The following is a 19,820-nucleotide window of genomic DNA, read 5'->3' on the forward strand; positions in this document are numbered from 1 at the left end:
ACATTATTGGGGATTTTTAATGAATTGCCCATATCTAGGGATTATTGCTCTTTTAATTGTTCAACGTTTTAATGCCTGTAATACATAAACTTATATGATTACTTAAACATTTTTATTAATCCATTATTAAAGTTATTATCATAGTAGGTAATTTTCTTAGCTTTAACGCCAAGCGTAATGAAAACAAAAATATTTTTCAATCTAAACTTCACAAAATGAATGAGCTAAGAGATTATGATAATGCAAATATCAAGTTTAGAAAAAGTTTAAAATTTACAATGCTACCTGTACTTTCTTGGGATTTTTATGCTCCAAACTATGAGGATATTAAGCATTTAGAAGAGGATTATAATTCCCTCTTATCATTGGTTTCTTCAAATTCATGGAATATTGACCCAAGTATTATAGATAAGAAATTAAGGACCGACAAAAATATTATTGTAGTAACCGATACTCAATTAAATATTGTTTTTGCCACAAAGAATATGTGGAATATGAGTCAATACAGACCAGAGGAAATTTTAGGTAAAAGTCCAAAAATGTTTCAAGGTGAATTAACCTCAAAATCTACATTAAAAATAGTTTCAAATGCAATTAAGGAAAAGAATCCATTTGAAGTTACTGTCGTCAATTACAGAAAAGATGGTTCTACATATAATTGCTGTATACAAGGCGAACCTATTTTTGACCGTGATGGCAATGTTGTCAATTTTATAGCCTATGAAAAAGAAGTAGCATAAATTCTCCGATTACAATACATAAATAAAAAAGGACCGCTTAAAAGCGGTCCTTTTTAAATTAAAATACTAGATCTACTAAATATCCTTAGATTCTATTTCAGTTACCCTTAAGGTATTTACCATTCCTTTTTCTTTTATAGGCATTGCCGCAAGACTGATCACCATATCGCCTACTTGTAAATGTCCTTTATTAAAAGCAATGTGGTTAACATCTTCTATAGTGTCATCTGTAGATACAAATTTATCGTAATAGAATGCTTTAACTCCCCACAATAAGTTCAACTGTGTCAATATACGCTTGTTAGAGGTAAAGACTAAAATGTACGCACTAGGTCTCCATGCAGAAATCTGAAATGCAGTATACCCACTATTTGTTAAGGTTGAAATTGCTTTGGCCTTGATATCATTTGCCATTAGGGCAGCATGGTAACATATAGACTTTGTGATAAATCTTTTTGTACGTATGTGTGGAGGGTTTTGTGGTACCTGAATCAAATCTGATCCTTCAACGCTCTCTAAAATACTTGACATTTTTTCAATTACCTGAACAGGGTAGTTACCTACAGAAGTTTCGCCAGATAGCATTACTGCATCAGCACCATCCATAACAGAGTTGGCAACATCATTTACCTCTGCCCTAGTTGGTGTAAGACTAGTTATCATAGTCTCCATCATTTGTGTAGCAATAATTACCGGTATTCTTGCTTTTTTAGCACGTAATACCAATTGCTTTTGAATTAATGGAACTTCCTGTGCAGGAACCTCTACACCTAAATCTCCACGAGCCACCATTAAACCGTCACAATAGGCGACAATCTTGTCAATATTTTCAACAGCTTCTGGCTTCTCAATTTTTGCAATGATCGGAATTTTATGGTCAGAATGTTTATTGATTATATTCTGTAAGTCAATAAGGTCTTGGCTAAATCTTACAAAAGAAAGTGCGATCCAATCTACCTCTAACGAGATTGCAAATTCAGCATCTTTAATATCCTTTGTTGTAAGTGCAGGTAAAGAGATATTGGTATTCGGTAAATTTACCCCTTTCTTCGATTTTAACGGTCCGCCTTGTATAACCTTGGCCAAAACTTCATCTTCGCCATTAGTTTTTACTACTTCGAACATTAGTTTACCATCGTCCAATAGAATACGTTCCCCAGCTTTTACATCTCTAGGAAACTCTTTATAATTCATATAAACACGTTCTGCACTGCCTTCAAAAGGTTCTCCGGTTACAAAGGTTATCTCATCACCAGGACTAACAACAACATCACCCGCCATTACGCCTACACGTAATTTAGGACCTTGTAAATCCGCTAAAATAGAAGTGTTGGTTTCCATTTCGGCATTTAACTCGCGGATCATGTTCACACGTTCTTTTACATCTTCATAATCAGCATGTGAGAAGTTTATTCTGAATACGTCTACTCCTGCATCTATCATGCTCCTGAGTACCTCTTTCTTGCTAGTTGCAGGCCCAAGGGTCGCTACAATTTTCGTCTTTTTTACAGTTGGCATATTTAAAAAATTAGATTGTTCTTTGATTTTAGTTTTTCTGTACTTATTTCGTACGCCGCCATAATTCTGGGCAACGTTTGTATTTTCTTAATTATAGAATTTATATCAAAATCCTTTTCTGTTTCAATCTTTAAAAGATAGTCAACATCTTTATACTCAGGAAGTAACCTTGGAGTTTTAAATGTTGTTTCGTTCTTAAATAAATCGTCATGTACAATGAGTTCTTTTTCACTGCTATGATTGGCGATCAACACCCAGTACATATCATTGTACTCGTCTTCCCATTCAAAGATTGGAAACGATTTATTTTCAGCAAGATTGAAATTCTTTTTTGCCCTTACAAATTTTGCCTTCATACTTTGGTTTAAACCATAGGCCAAAGCAAAATCTTCTAAGGTAGTGTGTAAAGCTATAAGGCAAAAGGATTCATCGTAAAAATCATCATTTATTTTATAAGTTGCAGCCATACCTCAACAAAAGGGTAAATATAGAACTTCTAAGCTATAATGCCTAGTTACATAAATTGATAAAAACACTTTAAAAGTTATTAAAATGTTAGCATTTTACCATTTGGCGAAATGATCAGTTATCCATTTTATCCTGAAGGGCAAAAAAAGCTCTTTTTGCAGCCCTTTCTTCTGCTTTCTTTTTTGATGTAGCCCTAGCTTTTGCAATAACATCGCCCCCAATTGAAAGCTTTACGGCAAAATGCTTTAGAGGATCATTACCGGTATCTTCATAAACATCAAAATCAAACGATTTTTTTTGTTTTTGACACCACTCTATCACCAAACTCTTATAGCTAATGACCCTACCCTCTAATTGTTCAATATCCACATAAGGCTCTACAACCCTTTTCTGAATGAATTTTTCACAATATTTATAGCCACGATCTAAATAAATAGCCCCAACCAATGCCTCAAAGACATTGCCGTGAATGTTCTGGCCGAAATGGGATTTAGGTATTCTACTTTCAACAAAATTAATTAGACCTAAATCTTTACCCAGTTCATTTAAATGCTCTCTACTTACTATTTTAGATCGCATTTTGGTAAGGTAACCTTCATCACCTGCAGGCACCTCACTATACAAATGTTTAGATATAATGGTACCAAGCATGGAGTCTCCCAAAAATTCTAGGCGCTCATAATTCATTGCATTTCCCTTATCGTCCTTTTTGTTCATTGATCTATGAAGAAAGGCTTTCTTGTATATCGATAAGGTCTTAGGCTTGAAACCTAAAATTTTAGTGATTCCCCAAAAAAAATCCCCATCCTCTTTAGGATGGGAATTAAATAAGTTTGTGGGAAATGACATAAAATTAATTAATCGATTTTCTTAAAAACCACACATGCATTGTGCCCGCCAAAACCAAATGTGTTGCTCATAGCAACTTTTACATCTCGTTTTTGCGCTTTGTTCAATGTAAGGTTTAAACTAGGATCAATATTTTCATCTACCGTAGTATGGTTTATTGTTGGTGGAACCATACCATTTTCCATCGCCAGAATAGATGCAATTGCTTCAATGGCACCTGCTGCACCCAATAAGTGCCCGGTCATAGATTTTGTTGAATTAATGTTGATGTCTTTGGCATGCTCCCCAAATACTTGGGTAATCGCCTTTAGCTCGGCAACATCTCCTAATGGTGTCGAAGTACCGTGCGTATTTATAGCATCTACATCTTCAATAGACAAACCTGCATCTCTTAGACAGTTTTCCATAACTCGTACCACCCCTATACCTTCTGGGTGTGGTGCGGTCATATGGTAAGCATCACTAGACATACCGCCACCGGCAACTTCTGCATATATTTTTGCTCCACGTGCAACTGCATGTTCATATTCTTCAAGAACCAATGCCCCTGCTCCCTCTCCTAAAACGAAACCATCTCTGGTAGCATCAAAAGGCCTTGAAGCCGTTTCAGGACTATCATTTCTTGTGGATAATGCGTGCATTGCTCCAAAACCACCCATACCTGCAATGGTTACCGCTGCTTCACTACCACCTGTTACAATTACATCGCAATGACCTAATCGTATATAGTTCAAGGCATCTATCATTGCATTCGCAGATGATGCACAAGCTGAAACCGTGGTATAGTTAGGCCCCATAAAACCATGTTTTATAGATATGTTACCCGGTGCTATATCGGCAATCATTTTTGGAATAAAGAACGGATTGAACCTTGGTGTACCATCACCATTGGCAAAATTCATTACCTCGTTTTGAAAAGTTTCCAAACCTCCAATTCCTGCACCCCAAATAACGCCTACACGAAATTTATCTATTTTCTCTAAATCTAATTTAGAATCACGAATAGCCTCATCTGAAGATACAAGTGCGTACTGTGCAAATCTATCTAGCTTACGGCCTTCCTTTCTATCAAAGTGGTCTTCGGTCTTGTAATTCTTAAGCTCACAAGCGAATTTAACCTTGAATTTTTCCGTATCATAATAGGTGATGGGCGCTGATCCACTTTTACCGTTGACCAATGCATCCCAATACTCTTCAATATTATTACCAATTGGGGTAAGTGCCCCCAAACCTGTAACTACAACTCGCTTTAACTGCATTTAACTTTGTATTTGTTTAAATCTAAACCAAGCGTAAATTAAAAAAAATTATCCATGCGGAGCATTTACCACATGGATAATTTGAATTCTATTTAAGAAAACATGTTTTACTTAGCTTCTTCTATATAGCTGATGGCTTGACCAACAGTTGCGATATTCTCAGCTTGATCGTCTGGAATTTGGATATCAAATTCTTTTTCGAACTCCATTATCAACTCTACTGTGTCTAATGAATCTGCGCCTAAATCGTTAGTAAAGCTAGCCTCGGTTACCACTTCGTTCTCATCAACTCCTAATTTATCAACGATGATAGCTTTAACTCTTGATGCAATGTCTGACATAATAATATTTGTTTTAAAAATTTAAATTGAAGGCAAAAATAAAAAACTTTGGTTTAAATACACTAATTGTCGTTAAAATGTATTGTAATTTAATAAAATTAAAGACACGTGCTGTAATTTTACCGTATTAATATTTTGTTTCGGTAACGTTGATAAAAGGTATTGAAAAGTAGTGAGATTTTAGAACTATAATGTGTAATCGTTTTTTTCTAAGTACTGACAAGCTTTAAATTTGCTTTATTTGCCAAACTTAATTTCATTGTTCGCTCTCTTATAAAGACCATTTCTATTGAAAACCAAGAAAATTATTCTTTTTGCCTCAGGTTCAGGATCTAATGTAGAAAACATCGCCAACTATTTTAAGCTTCGCAAAGATGTTACTATATGCTGTTTATTAACTAACAAAAGCGATGCCAAAGTCATTGAGCGGTGCAATAGACTTGAAATCAACGCCTTATTTTTTAACCGACAAGCATTTGCAAAGAGCGATTTTATCTTAAACCTGTTACGTTCTTTAGAACCAGACCTTATAGTGTTGGCAGGATTTCTATGGAAAATTCCTGAAGCCATTACCGATGCATTTCCAAATCAAATTATAAACATACACCCGGCCCTGCTACCAAAATATGGAGGCAAAGGCATGTACGGCATGAACGTTCATAAAGCGATCAAAGAGGCTAAAGAGACCGAAACCGGTATTACTATACACTATGTAAATGCACATTATGATGAGGGCGCTATAATACAACAGGTAAAAACCGTTGTCAACCCAAAAGATTCCGCTGAGGACATCGCCTCAAAAGTACACGTGTTGGAATATGAATTTTTTCCAAAGGTCATAGACGAACTATTATCAAAACAGTAATGGCTAAAAAGAAAAAGTTTTATGTTGTTTGGAAAGGAAAAAAACCAGGCATTTACGAGTCATGGAAAGATTGTAAAAAATCTATTGACGGTTATGCCGGCGCTGAGTACAAGTCTTTTGAATCTTTTGATGTTGCCAAAAAAGCTTACGACGGCTCTTACGCAGATTTTAAAGGAAAGAAAAAATCGGCTCCTACCTTATCTAAACAAGAGCTATTAAAAATAGGACAACCTAATTATCATTCCATTTCTGTTGATGCCGCATCTAGTGGCAACCCTGGTATTATGGAATACCAAGGAGTAGATACAAAAACAGGCAAGAAATTATTTAAACAAGGTCCTTTTCCAAATGGAACTAATAATATTGGTGAATTTTTAGCCATTGTTCATGGTTTAGCTTTTCTCAAAAAACATAATAGCGATCGTATAATATATACAGATTCTAGAACTGCCATGAGTTGGGTGCGTAAAAAAAAGTGCAATACCAAACTTGCCCCTAATGCAAAGAACAAAACACTTTTCGAATTTATTGATAGAGCTGTAGATTGGTTGAACAAAAATGAATACAACACCATTATCGTTAAATGGGAAACTAAAGCATGGGGAGAAATTCCTGCAGATTTCGGTAGAAAATAAACGGCTTTTTATATCAACAATTCGCCTTTAATAACTATTGCAATTTGTATTCGATAAACCATTTTAATTAGCTTTTCAAAATCGTATATTTGCAGCTTAAATTTTTTCACTTTTATGGGCAAGCTTTTAATAGTAGGAACGGTCGCTTTTGATGCAATAGAAACTCCTTTTGGTAAAACGGATAAAATATTGGGCGGCGCAGCTACCTATATTGGCTTAGCAGCATCTCAATTTGATGTTGATTCTGCTATCATTTCTATCGTAGGCGACGACATGCCTAAAGAATATTTAGACTTATTGACCGATCGTGGCATTGATATTTCTGCCTTGGAAATAGTTAAAGGAGGTAAAACCTTCTTTTGGAAAGGTAAATACCATAACGATTTAAATACAAGAGACACTTTAGTTACCGAGTTGAATACGTTAGAGGATTTTAACCCTGTTGTTCCAGAAAACTATAATGATGCAGATGTGGTTATGCTTGGTAATCTTCACCCTATTGTACAAATGGGTGTAATTAACCAGATGAAAAAGCGACCAAAACTTATCATTTTGGATACCATGAATTTTTGGATGGACAATGCTTTAGAAGATTTAACGAATGTTATTCGACATATAGATGTCATAACAATTAATGATGAGGAAGCCAGACAATTGACCGGCGAGTATTCTTTGGTAAAAGCGGCACAAAAGATTTTCACCATGGGCCCGAAGTATGTAGTGATCAAAAAAGGAGAGCACGGCGCCCTATTGTTCAATGAAGATCAAATCTTTTTTGCACCGGCCCTACCGCTAGAAGAAGTATTTGACCCAACGGGTGCAGGAGACACTTTTGCCGGTGGTTTTGCAGGTTATTTGGCAGCAAGCGCAGATAGCTCTTTTGAGAATATGAAAAAAGCGATCATACACGGTTCTAACTTGGCATCCTTTAGTGTAGAGAAATTTGGAGCCGAAAGAATGCTGCAATTAGATCGAAAAGAAATTAGAGAAAGACTGCATCAGTTTAAAAAATTGACGCAGTTTGACATAGAATTACAATAATCCCCTAGCCCCAAAATATTTTGGGGTTTTTTTAATACCAAAAACAATGAGTGACGCAATTAAGCATGAGTGTGGTATTTCTGTAATACGGTTGTTAAAACCTTTAGAGTATTACAAGGAAAAGTATGGAACAGCATTTTATGGTGTAAATAAAATGTACCTAATGATGGAAAAGCAGCACAACCGTGGTCAAGACGGTGCAGGTTTTGCCAGTATTAAATTAGATGTAAAGGCAGGGGAACGCTACATGAGCCGTGTTCGTTCTTGCCAGCAACAGCCAATACAAGACATTTTTGCACAGATCAATGATCGTATCAATACCGAGATGAAAGAACATCCGGAATATGAGCATGATGTTGCATTACAAAAGAAACATATACCATATATAGGAGAACTGCTTTTAGGGCATGTTCGCTATGGTACCTTCGGTAAAAATAGTATTGAGAGCGTTCACCCGTTTTTAAGACAGAATAACTGGATGCACCGTAACTTAATTGTTGCCGGTAATTTTAACATGACCAATGTTCATGAGCTTTTTGACAATTTGGTACAGTTAGGTCAACATCCAAAAGAAATGGCCGACACCGTAACCGTTATGGAGAAAATTGGTCATTTTCTTGATGATGCCGTTGCCAAGCTTTATAAGCAGATCAAAAAAGAAGGATACACCAAACAGCAAGCTTCGCCTCTTATTGCAGAACGCTTAAAGGTGTACAAAATATTAAAAAGAGCAGCAAAAAATTTTGACGGCGGTTATGCCATGGCCGGTTTATTAGGTCATGGTGATGCCTTTGTTCTAAGAGATCCAAGCGGTATAAGACCTGCATATTATTACAGGGATGATGAAGTTGTTGTGGTAGCCTCTGAAAGGCCTGCCATACAAACGGTATTCAATGTACCATACGATGAGGTAAAAGAATTGGACCCTGGTGCAGCGATCATCATTAAAAAGAACGGTTCTAGCGCCATACACCAAATTCAAGAACCAAAAGAACGTAAAGCCTGTTCTTTTGAACGTATCTATTTCTCTAGAGGCAGCGATAAAGAAATTTACCAAGAACGTAAAGCCTTGGGTAAATTAGTATTCCCGCAGATATTGGAATCTATAAACGAGGATATCAAAAACACCGTTTTCTCTTATATTCCAAATACGGCAGAAACTTCTTTTTACGGTATGGTAAAAGAGGCACAAAATTACCTAAACAAGAAAAAGGAGGAGCAAATATTGGCTTTAGGCACAGGAATAACCGGAGAACAACTTCATGAAATACTAGAGGTACGTCCAAGAATTGAAAAAGTTGCCATTAAAGATGCTAAGCTTAGAACTTTTATTACTCAAGATAGTAGTAGAGATGATCTAGTGGCACACGTTTATGATATATCGTATGGATCTGTAAAAAAAGGTGACAACCTTGTAATTATAGATGATAGTATTGTAAGAGGTACTACCTTAAAAAAGAGTATTCTTAGAATATTAGACCGTTTGTCTCCCAAGAAAATAATAGTGGTATCATCTGCACCGCAAATTAGGTATCCCGATTGTTATGGTATTGACATGGCGAAGCTAGAAGATTTTATAGCCTTTAGAGCTGCATTGGCCTTACACCAGGATAATAATACAATGCATGTGGTAGAAGAAATCTATAAAAAGTGTTTAACACAAGTGGAGAGCCGAGATAAAGATGTCATTAACTATGTAAAAGAATTCTATGCTCCGTTTACCGCTAAAGAAATTTCTAAAAAAACAGGCGAACTTTTAAGTCCAGAAGGAATCAATGCTGAAGTTTCGATTATATACCAAACTATTTCAAGCCTTCATGAGGCCTGTCCAAAGAATTTGGGCGATTGGTATTTTACCGGTAACTACCCAACACCAGGCGGAAACAGAGTGGTAAACAGAGCATTCATTAACTTCTACGAAGGAAATAATGAACGTGCTTATTAAATAATAATTCGATGAAATGCACACTTTTTATGTAGTTCATCGACGAATATAGCATTTTAACGACTGGATGGTCGTTTTGACTTAACCCTGTTTACTTTTAAAGCTACCATAGCATAAGTAGGTTAAGTTCATGGTAAGATTTGGGGCAAAAAAGGTGGAGACTTCTCCGCCTTTTTTATTTTATAGATTTCACGATAGTATATTTTGTAATACAATTCTGCACAAAGCCCCCTTTAACGTTTTAACGGTACGTTTAACCATTACAATTTTCAATTATACATTACACCATTACATTTACAGAACCATAGCATAAGTAGGTTAAGTTCATGGTAAGATTTGGGGAAAAAGGCGGAGCATTGCTCCGTCTTTTTATTTTACGGCTATTTCTAAACTCTCGATACCACAAAAGCTTTCTAATTTTTTAATTCCAGTAGTACAACCTAAGTTTGTGACGTACAACGAATAGCTTTTTATAGAATACCACTCACCTATATATTTACAGAACCATAGCATAAGTAGGTTAAGTTCATGGTAAGATTTGGGGAAAAGACGGGGCTATGCTCCGTCTTTTTATTTTAGGTCAACTAGGTTTACTTTCAGACTGTTATACCATATAATTCACTAGTAGAATTCTTACATACCTTAAATAAAAGTGAATTTTTTTCTTAAAATTCCTTTTTTTATTTACTCAATACCAGTAATTTAGTATCGCCATAGCATAAGTAGGTTAAGTTTATGGTAAGATTTGGGACGAAAAGGGTGGAGACTTCTCCGCCCTTTTCTATTTAAAACCAAAAAAACCACCCATGAATATTTCATAAGTGGTTTCCTACAAGTTAGTTAAGAATATTTCTACTCTTTCTTATTTGTTATCAGCGTAAAGCTTAGAAACTTCATCCCAGTTAATTATATTGAAAAATGCCTCTATATAATCTGGTCTCTTGTTTTGATAATTTAGGTAATAAGCATGTTCCCAAACATCTAATCCTAAGATTGGTTGCCCACCACATTCAACTCCTGGCATTAAAGGATTGTCTTGATTTGGTGTAGAACATACTTCTACTTTACCACCTTTATGAACACATAACCATGCCCAACCAGAACCAAACCTAGTTCCTGCAGCTGAAGTAAATTTACTTTTAAACTCTTCAAATGAACCAAAAGCAGCATCAATAGCTTCCGCTAATTCTCCAGTTGGTTTTCCGCCACCGTTAGGTGATAAGATTGTCCAGAATAATGAGTGATTGTAAAAACCACCACCGTTATTTCTAACCGCACCATTACTCATATCCAAACCTCCTAAAATATCCTCTATTGATTTTCCTTCAAGATCGGTACCTTCAATAGCAGCATTTAACTTCGTTGTATATCCGTTATGATGTTTTGTATGATGTATTTCCATCGTCCTTGCATCTATATGAGGCTCAAGAGCATCATACGCGTAAGGCAATTTTGGTAATTCAAAAGCCATAATTTATGTGTTTTTAGATTTATATTAATTGTATTTCAAAGTTACGGATTTTAACATTTATATTCACGTAATAATTTGTTAAGAACTACACAGTATTCCTTAATTTGCAGTAAAAATCAGTGTCCAATAATCCTTTTACCATATATAATGCTTCTGCCGGATCTGGCAAAACGTATGCTCTTGCCAAAGTATACTTAAAAATCATACTGGCTTCTCCACAAAATTTTAGAAAAATATTGGCTATCACATTTACCAACAAAGCGGTAAATGAAATGAAACATCGTATTCTCAACAGCCTTTTTGAATTTTCTAAAACTACATCTATTGACAATGCAGCACCATTGTTCATAGATATACTCAATGAAACCGATTATACTTTTGAAGAATTGCCCGCTTTAAGCAAATTACGATTAAAGCAAATTTTACATAATTACGCCTTTTTTGATATTTCTACCATAGATAAGTTTACCCACCGACTTATTAGAACGTTTGCGAAAGATCTAAAAATTCCTCAAAATTTTGAAGTGGTCTTAGATGTGGATTTGCTTTTACAAGAAGCTGTAGAACGCGTAATCGGTAAAGCGGGTGAAGACCCTGAATTTACTAAAGTACTTTTAGATTTTGCTCTTGAAAAAATTGAAGATGACAGAAGTTGGGATATTGGTTTTGATCTACTAAAAATTGGTAAACTTATTTTTGATGAAAACAATGCCGAGCATTTAAAGAGTCTACAGCATATTGAACTAAGCGATTTTCTAAAATTGCAAAATCACCTTAAAAAACAAACCAAAAGCATAGAAAAAAGAATCGTAGAACTTGCAACGACATCCCTAGAGGTTATTACGAATTCTGGTTTAGATTTTAAAGATTTTCCAAGGGAGACCTTACCCAATCATTTTAAAAAAATTGCCGCCGGTAATTTTATACCGACCCAGTTATACAACAATAAACTTGAGGACAATCTACTCGAAGGCAAAATCTTAAAAGCATCTGTAAAAGATGCTCCAATAGATTTAGCGCCACATTTGTTAACATATTACCAGAACATTAAAAGGCATATTTACAAAAGGGGCTTGTTCGCCAACATCAACAGAAACATTGTGCCTTTTGCCCTTTTGAACGCTATTCAAAAAGAATTGAAAATCATTCAAGAGGAGAAAGACCAATTATCCATATCAGAATTTAATACCCTTATCGCTAAAGAGGTAAAAGACCAACCCGCTCCCTTTATTTATGAGCGCCTTGGAGAAAAATACCGTCATTATTTTATTGATGAATTTCAAGACACCTCCCAAATGCAGTGGGAAAATTTAATACCGCTTATTGGGAATGCGATGGAGGGTGAAGATGAGTTGGGCAATACCGGTTCCCTTTTTCTGGTTGGTGACCCTAAACAAGCTATTTACAGATGGCGTGGTGGTAAGGCCGAGCAATTTTTAGAATTGGCAACACATAAAACACACCCATTTACCGTACCCTCAGACTTGGTTACCTTGCCAAAAAACTATAGAAGTTACGCCGAAGTCATTAATTTCAACAACAACTTCTTTCAAAGTATAAGTCCGTTTTTAGAGAATGAGGTTTATCAAGATTTTTTTAGAATCGGTAATCAACAGGAAATCAACCATAAAGAAGGTGGTTATGTTCATATATCACTATTAGAAGAGGGCGACGATGAGCTTTATGCCGAAAACACTTTGGCAACCATTCAAAAATGTATAGCACAAGGTTACACCTATAGTGATATCTGTATTATAATACGAAAAAAGAAACACGGACTATTGCTTGCCGATCACCTCATGAAGCATCAAATACCCGTTGTATCTTCAGATTCCTTATTGTTAAGTGAAAGCAAAAAGGTCAATTTTTTAGTACAGCTTATTAGGCATTTGGTGCAGCCCACAGAATTGGAAATTCAATACGAACTACTGAATTTTCTATCGCAAGACAAAGCCGACAAGCATGCCTATATCTATGAAAATTTAGGTAACCTCCAAGAGCATTTTTTTAACGAATACGGTTTTGAGCCCATAAGGTTAAGGCAAACCTCTGTGTACGACGGACTGTCGTATGCCATTAAAAGTTTTGATCTTATACCTGTCTCCGATGCCCATTTAACCGCCTTTATGGATTTGGTTTTTGATGTAGAGCAAAAGTATGGTTCAGACATGCAGTCGTTTTTGGACTATTGGGACAAAAAGGGTAATTCGGCAAGCATCAGTACACCCGAAAACATTGAATCGGTACAGATAATGACCATCCATAAATCTAAAGGATTGGAGTTTCCGGTGGTAATCTTCCCTTATGCAAATTCAAACATATTTGAAGAAATCGATCCCAAACTGTGGCTTCCGGTAGATAAAGAAGAATTCCTTGGTTTTTCCGAAGTACTCATCAATAAAAAACAAGAAGTACAAGAATATGGAGAAACAGAAGCTTTATTATATTCCCTTGATCACCAAAAATTACAGCTAGATGCTTACAACCTATTGTATGTTGTTTTAACCAGAGCGGTAAAAGCACTATTCATTATCAGCGAAAACAAGCTAGACAAAAAAGGCCAACATAATACCAACTATTACTCCGGTCTCTTTATTCATTTCCTCAAAAGTATTGGTGCTTACGAACAAAATAAGTTGTTTTATGATTTCGGTACGTTCAGCCTAAACAGTGCCAAAAAGGAAATAGAGCAGGATCAATTGACCATTCCTTATATATATACCAATAAAGATAGAGCAGATTTTAAAATACTCGCCTTGGCAGGAACACTTTGGGACGAAGGTCTTGATGTTGCCATTAACCAAGGTAATGTAATTCACTTTATACTTAGTGCCATTTATATGGCTAGCGATCTTGAAAGGGCAATGCAAATTGCTTTACAAAAGGGTTTGATCAAAGAACAAGAGGTTAATGAGATAAAGGAAGTTGTAAAAAAGGTCATCTACCATAAAGATTTGTCTCAATTTTACACCCAGGGAATAGAAGTTTTGAACGAACGTGATCTATTGATGCCAGATGGATCTACCCAAAGACCGGATAGGGTTGTACTCAAAGAAAACCATGCCACCATTATAGATTACAAGACCGGTGAACGCAATAAAAAATATCACCACCAGGTGAATACTTATGCCCAATGTTTTTCAAATATGGGCTACACGATCGATCACAAGATCATTGTTTATATTAATACCGAAATAGAACTAGATTATATATAGAAGTAATATGTACGGAAAAATCAAAGAACATTTACAGCAAGAAATTGAGAATATTAAGAATGACGGACTCTTTAAAGAGGAAAGAATAATTGTTTCTCCACAAGATGCGGTCATCAAAATAAACACCGGGCAAGAGGTGATCAACTTCTGTGCCAATAACTATTTAGGACTATCATCTCACCCAGATGTTATTCAAGCGGCAAAAGATGCCATGGACACCCACGGGTTTGGTATGTCGTCAGTACGGTTCATTTGCGGTACACAAGACATCCATAAAGAACTTGAGCAAAAAATAGCTCACTTCTACGGTACTGAAGACACTATTCTCTATGCTGCTGCATTTGATGCCAATGGCGGAGTGTTTGAGCCTTTGCTTACTGCAGAAGATGCCATTATATCAGATTCGTTAAACCATGCTTCTATTATTGACGGAGTACGTCTGTGCAAAGCTAAACGCTATAGATATGCAAATAGCGACATGGCCGATCTAGAAGCGCAATTGATTAAAGCGAACGAAGATGGTGCACGTTTCAAGATCATAGTTACCGATGGCGTATTCTCTATGGACGGTATCGTTGCACCGTTGGATAAAATCTGTGACCTAGCGGATAAATATGATGCCTTAGTTATGATAGACGAATGCCACGCAACAGGTTTCATAGGCGAAAAAGGAAGAGGAACCCTTGAAGAAAAAGGGGTAATGGGGCGTATTGATATAATTACCGGTACCCTAGGTAAAGCCTTGGGCGGTGCCATGGGTGGTTATACTACTGGTAAAAAAGAAATCATAACCTTATTAAGACAACGCTCAAGACCGTATTTGTTCTCCAATTCATTGGCACCGGCCATCGTTGGGGCATCTATAAAGGTTTTTGATATGCTTGAAAACGACACGTCGCTACGAGATAAGTTGCAAGAAAATACTGCATACTTTAAAAAAGGCATGATAGCGGCAGGTTTCGACATAGTTGATGGCGATTCGGCAATTGTACCTGTAATGTTGTACGATGCAAAATTATCACAAGACATGGCAAATAAGTTACTTGAAAAAGGCATTTACGTTATCGGGTTTTTCTACCCTGTAGTTCCAAAAGGTAAGGCGAGAATTAGAGTACAACTTTCTGCCGCGCATTCTCAAGAACATTTAGACGCTGCCATCGCCGCTTTTACAGAGGTAGGGAATGAACTAAAAATCGTTTAAATGCACTATTTAATCTATTAAACGCATTAAAAAAAATAGGAAATTGATTTTGTTAATAATATTTAACAAGTTACATTTGCAGCTAATAAACACTTAAACTTAAAAATTTGAACATGAAACATCTTAGCAAATTATTGGTTGTTGTACTACTTGTAGTAGGTATCAACAACATACAAGCGCAAGACGAGAATAACCCTTGGCAAGTGCAATTTGGGGTTAATGCCATTGACGTATATCCAACTTCGGATGTAAGTTCTTTCGGTAATGAATTCTTCAATGCAAACGATCACTGGAATATCTTACCTTCTATTTCTTATGTAGGAGTATCTAAGTCAATAGGAGACGGTTTCTCTGTTGGAGCTAGAGGTTCTCTTAACAAAATTAGCAAATTAGGTGACGTTAGTGTTGACGATCTTTCTCACTACGCTATAGATGGTACAATTAAATATGATATCATAAAAAGACAAACTGTTCTTGATCCATTCATCGAAATAGGTGGTGGTTATACTTGGATCGATGAAATCGGTGCTGGTACTGCAAACGGTGGTATTGGTCTTAACATCTGGTTCTCTGAGAACTTAGGTCTTACTTTACAATCTTCTTACAAGCATGCTTTCGAAGATTACTTAGCTCCTCATTTCCAACATTTAGCTGGTATTTCAGTTAAGTTTGGTGGTACTGACACTGACGGTGACGGCATCTACGATAAAGATGATGCTTGTCCAGAAGTTGCTGGTCTTGAAGCATTCAACGGTTGTCCTGATTCTGACGGTGATGGTATCGAAGATAGCAAAGATGCTTGTCCTAACGAAGCTGGTTCTAAAGAAATGAACGGTTGCCCAGATGCTGATGGTGACGGTGTTGCTGACAAAGATGACGCTTGTCCTAACGAAGCTGGTGTTGCTGCTTTAGCTGGTTGTCCAGATGCTGACGGTGACGGTGTTGCTGATAAAGATGACGCTTGTCCTTCTGAAGCAGGTCCTGCTGAAAACAAAGGTTGCCCATGGCCTGATACTGACGGTGACGGTGTATTAGACAAAGATGATCAATGTCCTGAGGTTGCTGGTACAGTAGCTAACGCTGGTTGTCCTGAAGTAACTGAAGAAGTTCAGAAGCAATTAAACGATTACGCTAGAACTATCTTATTCGATACTGGTAAATCTTCTATCAAAGCTGAGTCTACTTCAGTAATGGTTGACATTATCACTATCCTTAAAGAATACCCTAACGCTAAGTTTACTGTTGAAGGTCACACTGATAGCGTAGGTAGCGAAAAATTAAACCAAAGTCTTTCTGAGTCAAGAGCTCTTTCTGTAAAAGAATTCTTAGTTGACAAAGGAATCGAAGAGTTTAGATTATCTGCTGTTGGATACGGTGAGTCTAAGCCTATCGCTACTAACAACACAAGAGCTGGTAGAACTCAAAACAGAAGGGTAGAAATTAACTTAGTAAAATAAGTATAAATAAACCTAAGTGTTTTAATAAAATAAAAGCTCCGCAATATTGCGGAGCTTTTTTATTTTTACACAATGCAGAGCTTTATACAAGATGTAGTACAGGATGTTTTAAAAAACAACTCCGACCTAGGAAAAACAATTTTTATCTTACCCAGTAAAAGAGCTGGTGTCTTTCTTAAGAAAGCACTCTCCAGTTCTTTGACCAAAACAATACTTGCCCCTGAAATCTACAGTATTGAAGATTTTATCGAGAAAGTATCCAATCTTGTTACCGCCAATACCACAACGCAACTGTTTGAGCTTTATAATGCCTACCTCAATGTTGGTGATTATGATAAAGAATCGTTCGATTCTTTTTTAAAATGGGGACAGATTCTTTTGCAGGATTTTAATGAAGTAGACCGTTATTTGGTAGATGCCAATAGTCTTTACCAAAACGTAGCTGCCATACAAGAGGTAAATCACTGGTCTGTAAATAGTGATAACTCTGAAATGATAGAAAACTATCTTCATTTTTGGCGACACCTTGAAGGTATCTATAACAAATTCAACGATAACTTACTAAAGCAGGGACTAGGGCATCAAGGTCTTATTTACAAAACTTCGGTTTCCGAGCTTAACAACTATATTGCTTCCGCTAACAAACAACATATATTTCTTGGTTTTAACGCCCTGAATACTGCGGAAAGTATTCTTATACAAACCATACTTGAACAGACCAATGCAGCTATATATTGGGATATTGATCCTTACTTTCTAAAAGACAATATTCATGATGCGGGTTACTTTATACGTCAGTATCAAAAAACATGGAAAGTTTTAAAAGACAAACCCCTTGCCGGACTCACCAATTACTACAATACAGAAAAGCACATTGAAATTATTGGGGTTCCAAAAAACGTTTCTCAAGTAAATTACGTTGGCGATATTCTAAATAACATACAGAACAACGCACCAGAAACATTACGTAATGCCGCTATAGTTTTGGGTAATGAAGAATTATTGAATCCATTGCTTAACTCAATTCCTGAAAGTATTCCGGCGACGAATATAACCATGGGGCAAAAACTGGAATCGACCACATTAGCCAGTTTTTTTATCAACCTCATTGAATTTCATGAACAAAAAACCGATAAGGGTTGGTTCTACAAACACCTGTTGAATCTGTTGACCCATTCTTATGCAGTATTATTGTTCGATGCCAATGAAGTCTCTACCAACCAATTGATATCAAAAATAAAGCTGAATAATTGGAGCTATATCAAGAATGATCAAATCAGTACGCTATTACCTAAAAACGCCACGGTCTCTTTATTGTTTGAAGACATTAAGAACGATCCGAATAGATTGATCGAGAATTTTCTAGCCCTAATATCTTCCATGAGAAGCATTGAAGCGGTTAAACAAAATCCATTATTACTAGAACAGCTATATAAATTCTTTACATTGTTCAATCAGTTAAAAGACCTTTGTAACAACTTTACCTATATCAATAATCTAAAAAGTCTCAAGCACCTTTTTAAACAATTACTGAGCTCAGAAACCTTAGATTTTCAAGGAAACCCAATTGAAGGAATACAGATTATGGGTATGTTGGAAAGCAGGTTGTTAGATTTTGAAACGATTATTATCACCTCTGTAAACGAAGGTGTATTACCATCGGGGAAATCCAATAACTCCTTTATTCCGTTCGACTTAAAAACAAAAAACGGATTACCAACCTACAAAGAGAAAGACGCCGTGTATACCTACCACTTCTATCGTCTTTTACAACGTGCAAAAAACGTATATATACTTTACAATACAGAACCCGATGCTCTAGAAGGTGGTGAACGTAGTAGGTTAATAACCCAACTACTTACCGATGATAATAGAACCGACATAAAATCGGTGATAGCCACACCGACAATACAACCTATTACCAAAGAAATTGAACAGGTAGAAAAAACCAAATCGCTCATACACCTAATTCAGCAGAAAGCCAAAAAAGGATTCTCCCCCAGTTCTCTAAGTAATTACATTAGAAACCCTATTGATTTTTACAAGCACAACCTATTGAACATCAACGAGGTTATGCAGGTGGAAGAAACCTTGGCGCCCAATACCTTTGGTACCATTGTTCATGACAGTTTAGAAGAACTATACACTCCACTGGTCGGCAAAACCCTTACCGAAGATATGTTAAATGATATTCGTAAAAATGTAACTTCTTCGGTTGCCCGAAATTTTGAAAAAACATACAAAGAAGGAAACATAAGTTCAGGCAAAAACTATATTTCTTTTCATGTAATCTTAAAATACATACAAACCTTTATTGATGCTGAAGTAACGGCATTAAAAGACCATAGCATTAAAATTATTGCGCTTGAACAATCGCTATCCGTGCCCTTGGAAGTTCCTGGCTTAGATTTTCCTATAATCTTAAAAGGTAAACTAGATCGTGTTGATGAATTTGATGGTATTACCCGTATCATAGATTATAAAACAGGAAAAGTAGAGCGCCGTAATGTTGAACTAATGGATTGGGACGTGCTCACCGAAGAATATCAGTTTAGTAAGGCTTTTCAATTACTGTGTTATGCATTGATGTATTTCAAAACCCATCCCGCAGAAAACCTATCTATACAAGCAGGTATTATCTCATTGAAGAATTTTGCCGATGGCACCTTGCTTTTCGCACAAAAAGAATCTGCCCGAGGACCTAAAAACCACATCATAAACAACGAGGTGATTTTAGATTTCGAGCAGATACTTGGTCAGTTGATTACAGAAATCTGTAATGCCGACCTTCCATTTATAGAGAAAGAAGTGTAAT

General features: G+C 36.2%; 15 protein-coding genes. 9 read left to right on the forward strand and 6 right to left on the reverse strand.

Annotation, left to right across the window (positions count from 1 at the left end):
* The first annotated feature begins 215 nt into the window (after nt 1-215).
* Entirely contained in the window at nt 216-740 is a 525-nt protein-coding gene (locus DCS95_RS14040; protein WP_116771413.1) for a PAS domain-containing protein, read from the forward strand.
* Between the two features lie 75 nt (nt 741-815).
* Here the strand turns inward: DCS95_RS14040 and pyk are convergent, their stop codons facing one another.
* The 5 genes from pyk to DCS95_RS14065 all read right to left on the reverse strand — a co-directional run bounded on the left by pyk (nt 816) and on the right by DCS95_RS14065 (nt 5,175).
* Nucleotides 816-2,258: a pyruvate kinase gene (gene pyk / locus DCS95_RS14045; RefSeq protein ID WP_116771414.1), complete on the reverse strand. Its 1,443-nt coding sequence runs from the start codon at nt 2,256-2,258 to the stop codon at nt 816-818.
* A gap of 2 nt (nt 2,259-2,260) precedes the next feature.
* Nucleotides 2,261-2,725: an IPExxxVDY family protein gene (locus DCS95_RS14050; RefSeq protein ID WP_116771415.1), complete on the reverse strand. Its 465-nt coding sequence runs from the start codon at nt 2,723-2,725 to the stop codon at nt 2,261-2,263.
* A gap of 115 nt (nt 2,726-2,840) precedes the next feature.
* Complete coding sequence (gene rnc / locus DCS95_RS14055) at nt 2,841-3,575, reverse strand: ribonuclease III (protein ID WP_116771416.1); 735 nt, start codon at nt 3,573-3,575, stop codon at nt 2,841-2,843.
* 8 nt (nt 3,576-3,583) lie between these two features.
* Complete coding sequence (fabF, locus tag DCS95_RS14060; protein WP_116771417.1) at nt 3,584-4,834, reverse strand: beta-ketoacyl-ACP synthase II; 1,251 nt, start codon at nt 4,832-4,834, stop codon at nt 3,584-3,586.
* A gap of 107 nt (nt 4,835-4,941) precedes the next feature.
* Complete coding sequence (locus tag DCS95_RS14065; RefSeq protein ID WP_008269813.1) at nt 4,942-5,175, reverse strand: acyl carrier protein; 234 nt, start codon at nt 5,173-5,175, stop codon at nt 4,942-4,944.
* A 289-nt stretch (nt 5,176-5,464) separates the two neighbouring features.
* On the opposite strand from DCS95_RS14065, the gene purN reads away from it, so the two are divergent.
* The 4 genes from purN (at nt 5,465) to DCS95_RS14085 (ending at nt 9,661) form a co-directional block, all read left to right on the forward strand.
* Entirely contained in the window at nt 5,465-6,040 is a 576-nt protein-coding gene (purN, locus tag DCS95_RS14070; protein WP_116771418.1) for a phosphoribosylglycinamide formyltransferase, read from the forward strand.
* Nucleotides 6,040-6,675, forward strand: a complete 636-nt coding sequence (locus tag DCS95_RS14075) for a ribonuclease H1 domain-containing protein (RefSeq protein ID WP_116771419.1) — start codon at nt 6,040-6,042, stop codon at nt 6,673-6,675. The genes purN and DCS95_RS14075 overlap by 1 nt, the downstream gene beginning before the upstream one ends.
* A gap of 114 nt (nt 6,676-6,789) precedes the next feature.
* On the forward strand, nt 6,790-7,716 hold the full coding sequence (locus DCS95_RS14080) for a PfkB family carbohydrate kinase (protein ID WP_116771420.1): 927 nt from the start codon (nt 6,790-6,792) through the stop codon (nt 7,714-7,716).
* A gap of 46 nt (nt 7,717-7,762) precedes the next feature.
* Nucleotides 7,763-9,661 (forward strand): amidophosphoribosyltransferase, encoded by a 1,899-nt coding sequence (locus DCS95_RS14085; protein ID WP_116771421.1) that lies wholly within the window; start codon nt 7,763-7,765, stop codon nt 9,659-9,661.
* 862 nt (nt 9,662-10,523) lie between these two features.
* On the opposite strand, the gene DCS95_RS14090 is transcribed toward DCS95_RS14085, so the two are convergent.
* Nucleotides 10,524-11,132 carry a superoxide dismutase gene (locus DCS95_RS14090; RefSeq protein ID WP_116771422.1) on the reverse strand — a complete coding sequence of 203 codons (609 nt, stop codon included), beginning with the start codon at nt 11,130-11,132 and terminating at the stop codon, nt 10,524-10,526.
* Between the two features lie 119 nt (nt 11,133-11,251).
* On the opposite strand from DCS95_RS14090, the gene DCS95_RS14095 reads away from it, so the two are divergent.
* The 4 genes from DCS95_RS14095 to DCS95_RS14110 all read left to right on the forward strand — a co-directional run bounded on the left by DCS95_RS14095 (nt 11,252) and on the right by DCS95_RS14110 (nt 19,819).
* Nucleotides 11,252-14,347: a UvrD-helicase domain-containing protein gene (locus tag DCS95_RS14095; RefSeq protein WP_116771423.1), complete on the forward strand. Its 3,096-nt coding sequence runs from the start codon at nt 11,252-11,254 to the stop codon at nt 14,345-14,347.
* Between the two features lie 7 nt (nt 14,348-14,354).
* Entirely contained in the window at nt 14,355-15,548 is a 1,194-nt protein-coding gene (kbl, locus tag DCS95_RS14100) for a glycine C-acetyltransferase (protein ID WP_116771424.1), read from the forward strand.
* Nucleotides 15,549-15,661: 113 nt separating this feature from the next.
* Nucleotides 15,662-17,005 (forward strand): OmpA family protein, encoded by a 1,344-nt coding sequence (locus DCS95_RS14105; protein ID WP_116771425.1) that lies wholly within the window; start codon nt 15,662-15,664, stop codon nt 17,003-17,005.
* Nucleotides 17,006-17,077: 72 nt separating this feature from the next.
* A complete protein-coding gene (locus DCS95_RS14110) occupies nt 17,078-19,819 on the forward strand; it encodes a PD-(D/E)XK nuclease family protein (RefSeq protein ID WP_116771426.1) in 2,742 nt (913 codons plus the stop codon).
* Nucleotide 19,820: the final 1 nt, after the last annotated feature.

It is taken from the genome of Maribacter litoralis (assembly GCF_003075045.1).
Classification (GTDB): Bacteria; Bacteroidota; Bacteroidia; order Flavobacteriales; family Flavobacteriaceae; genus Maribacter; species Maribacter litoralis.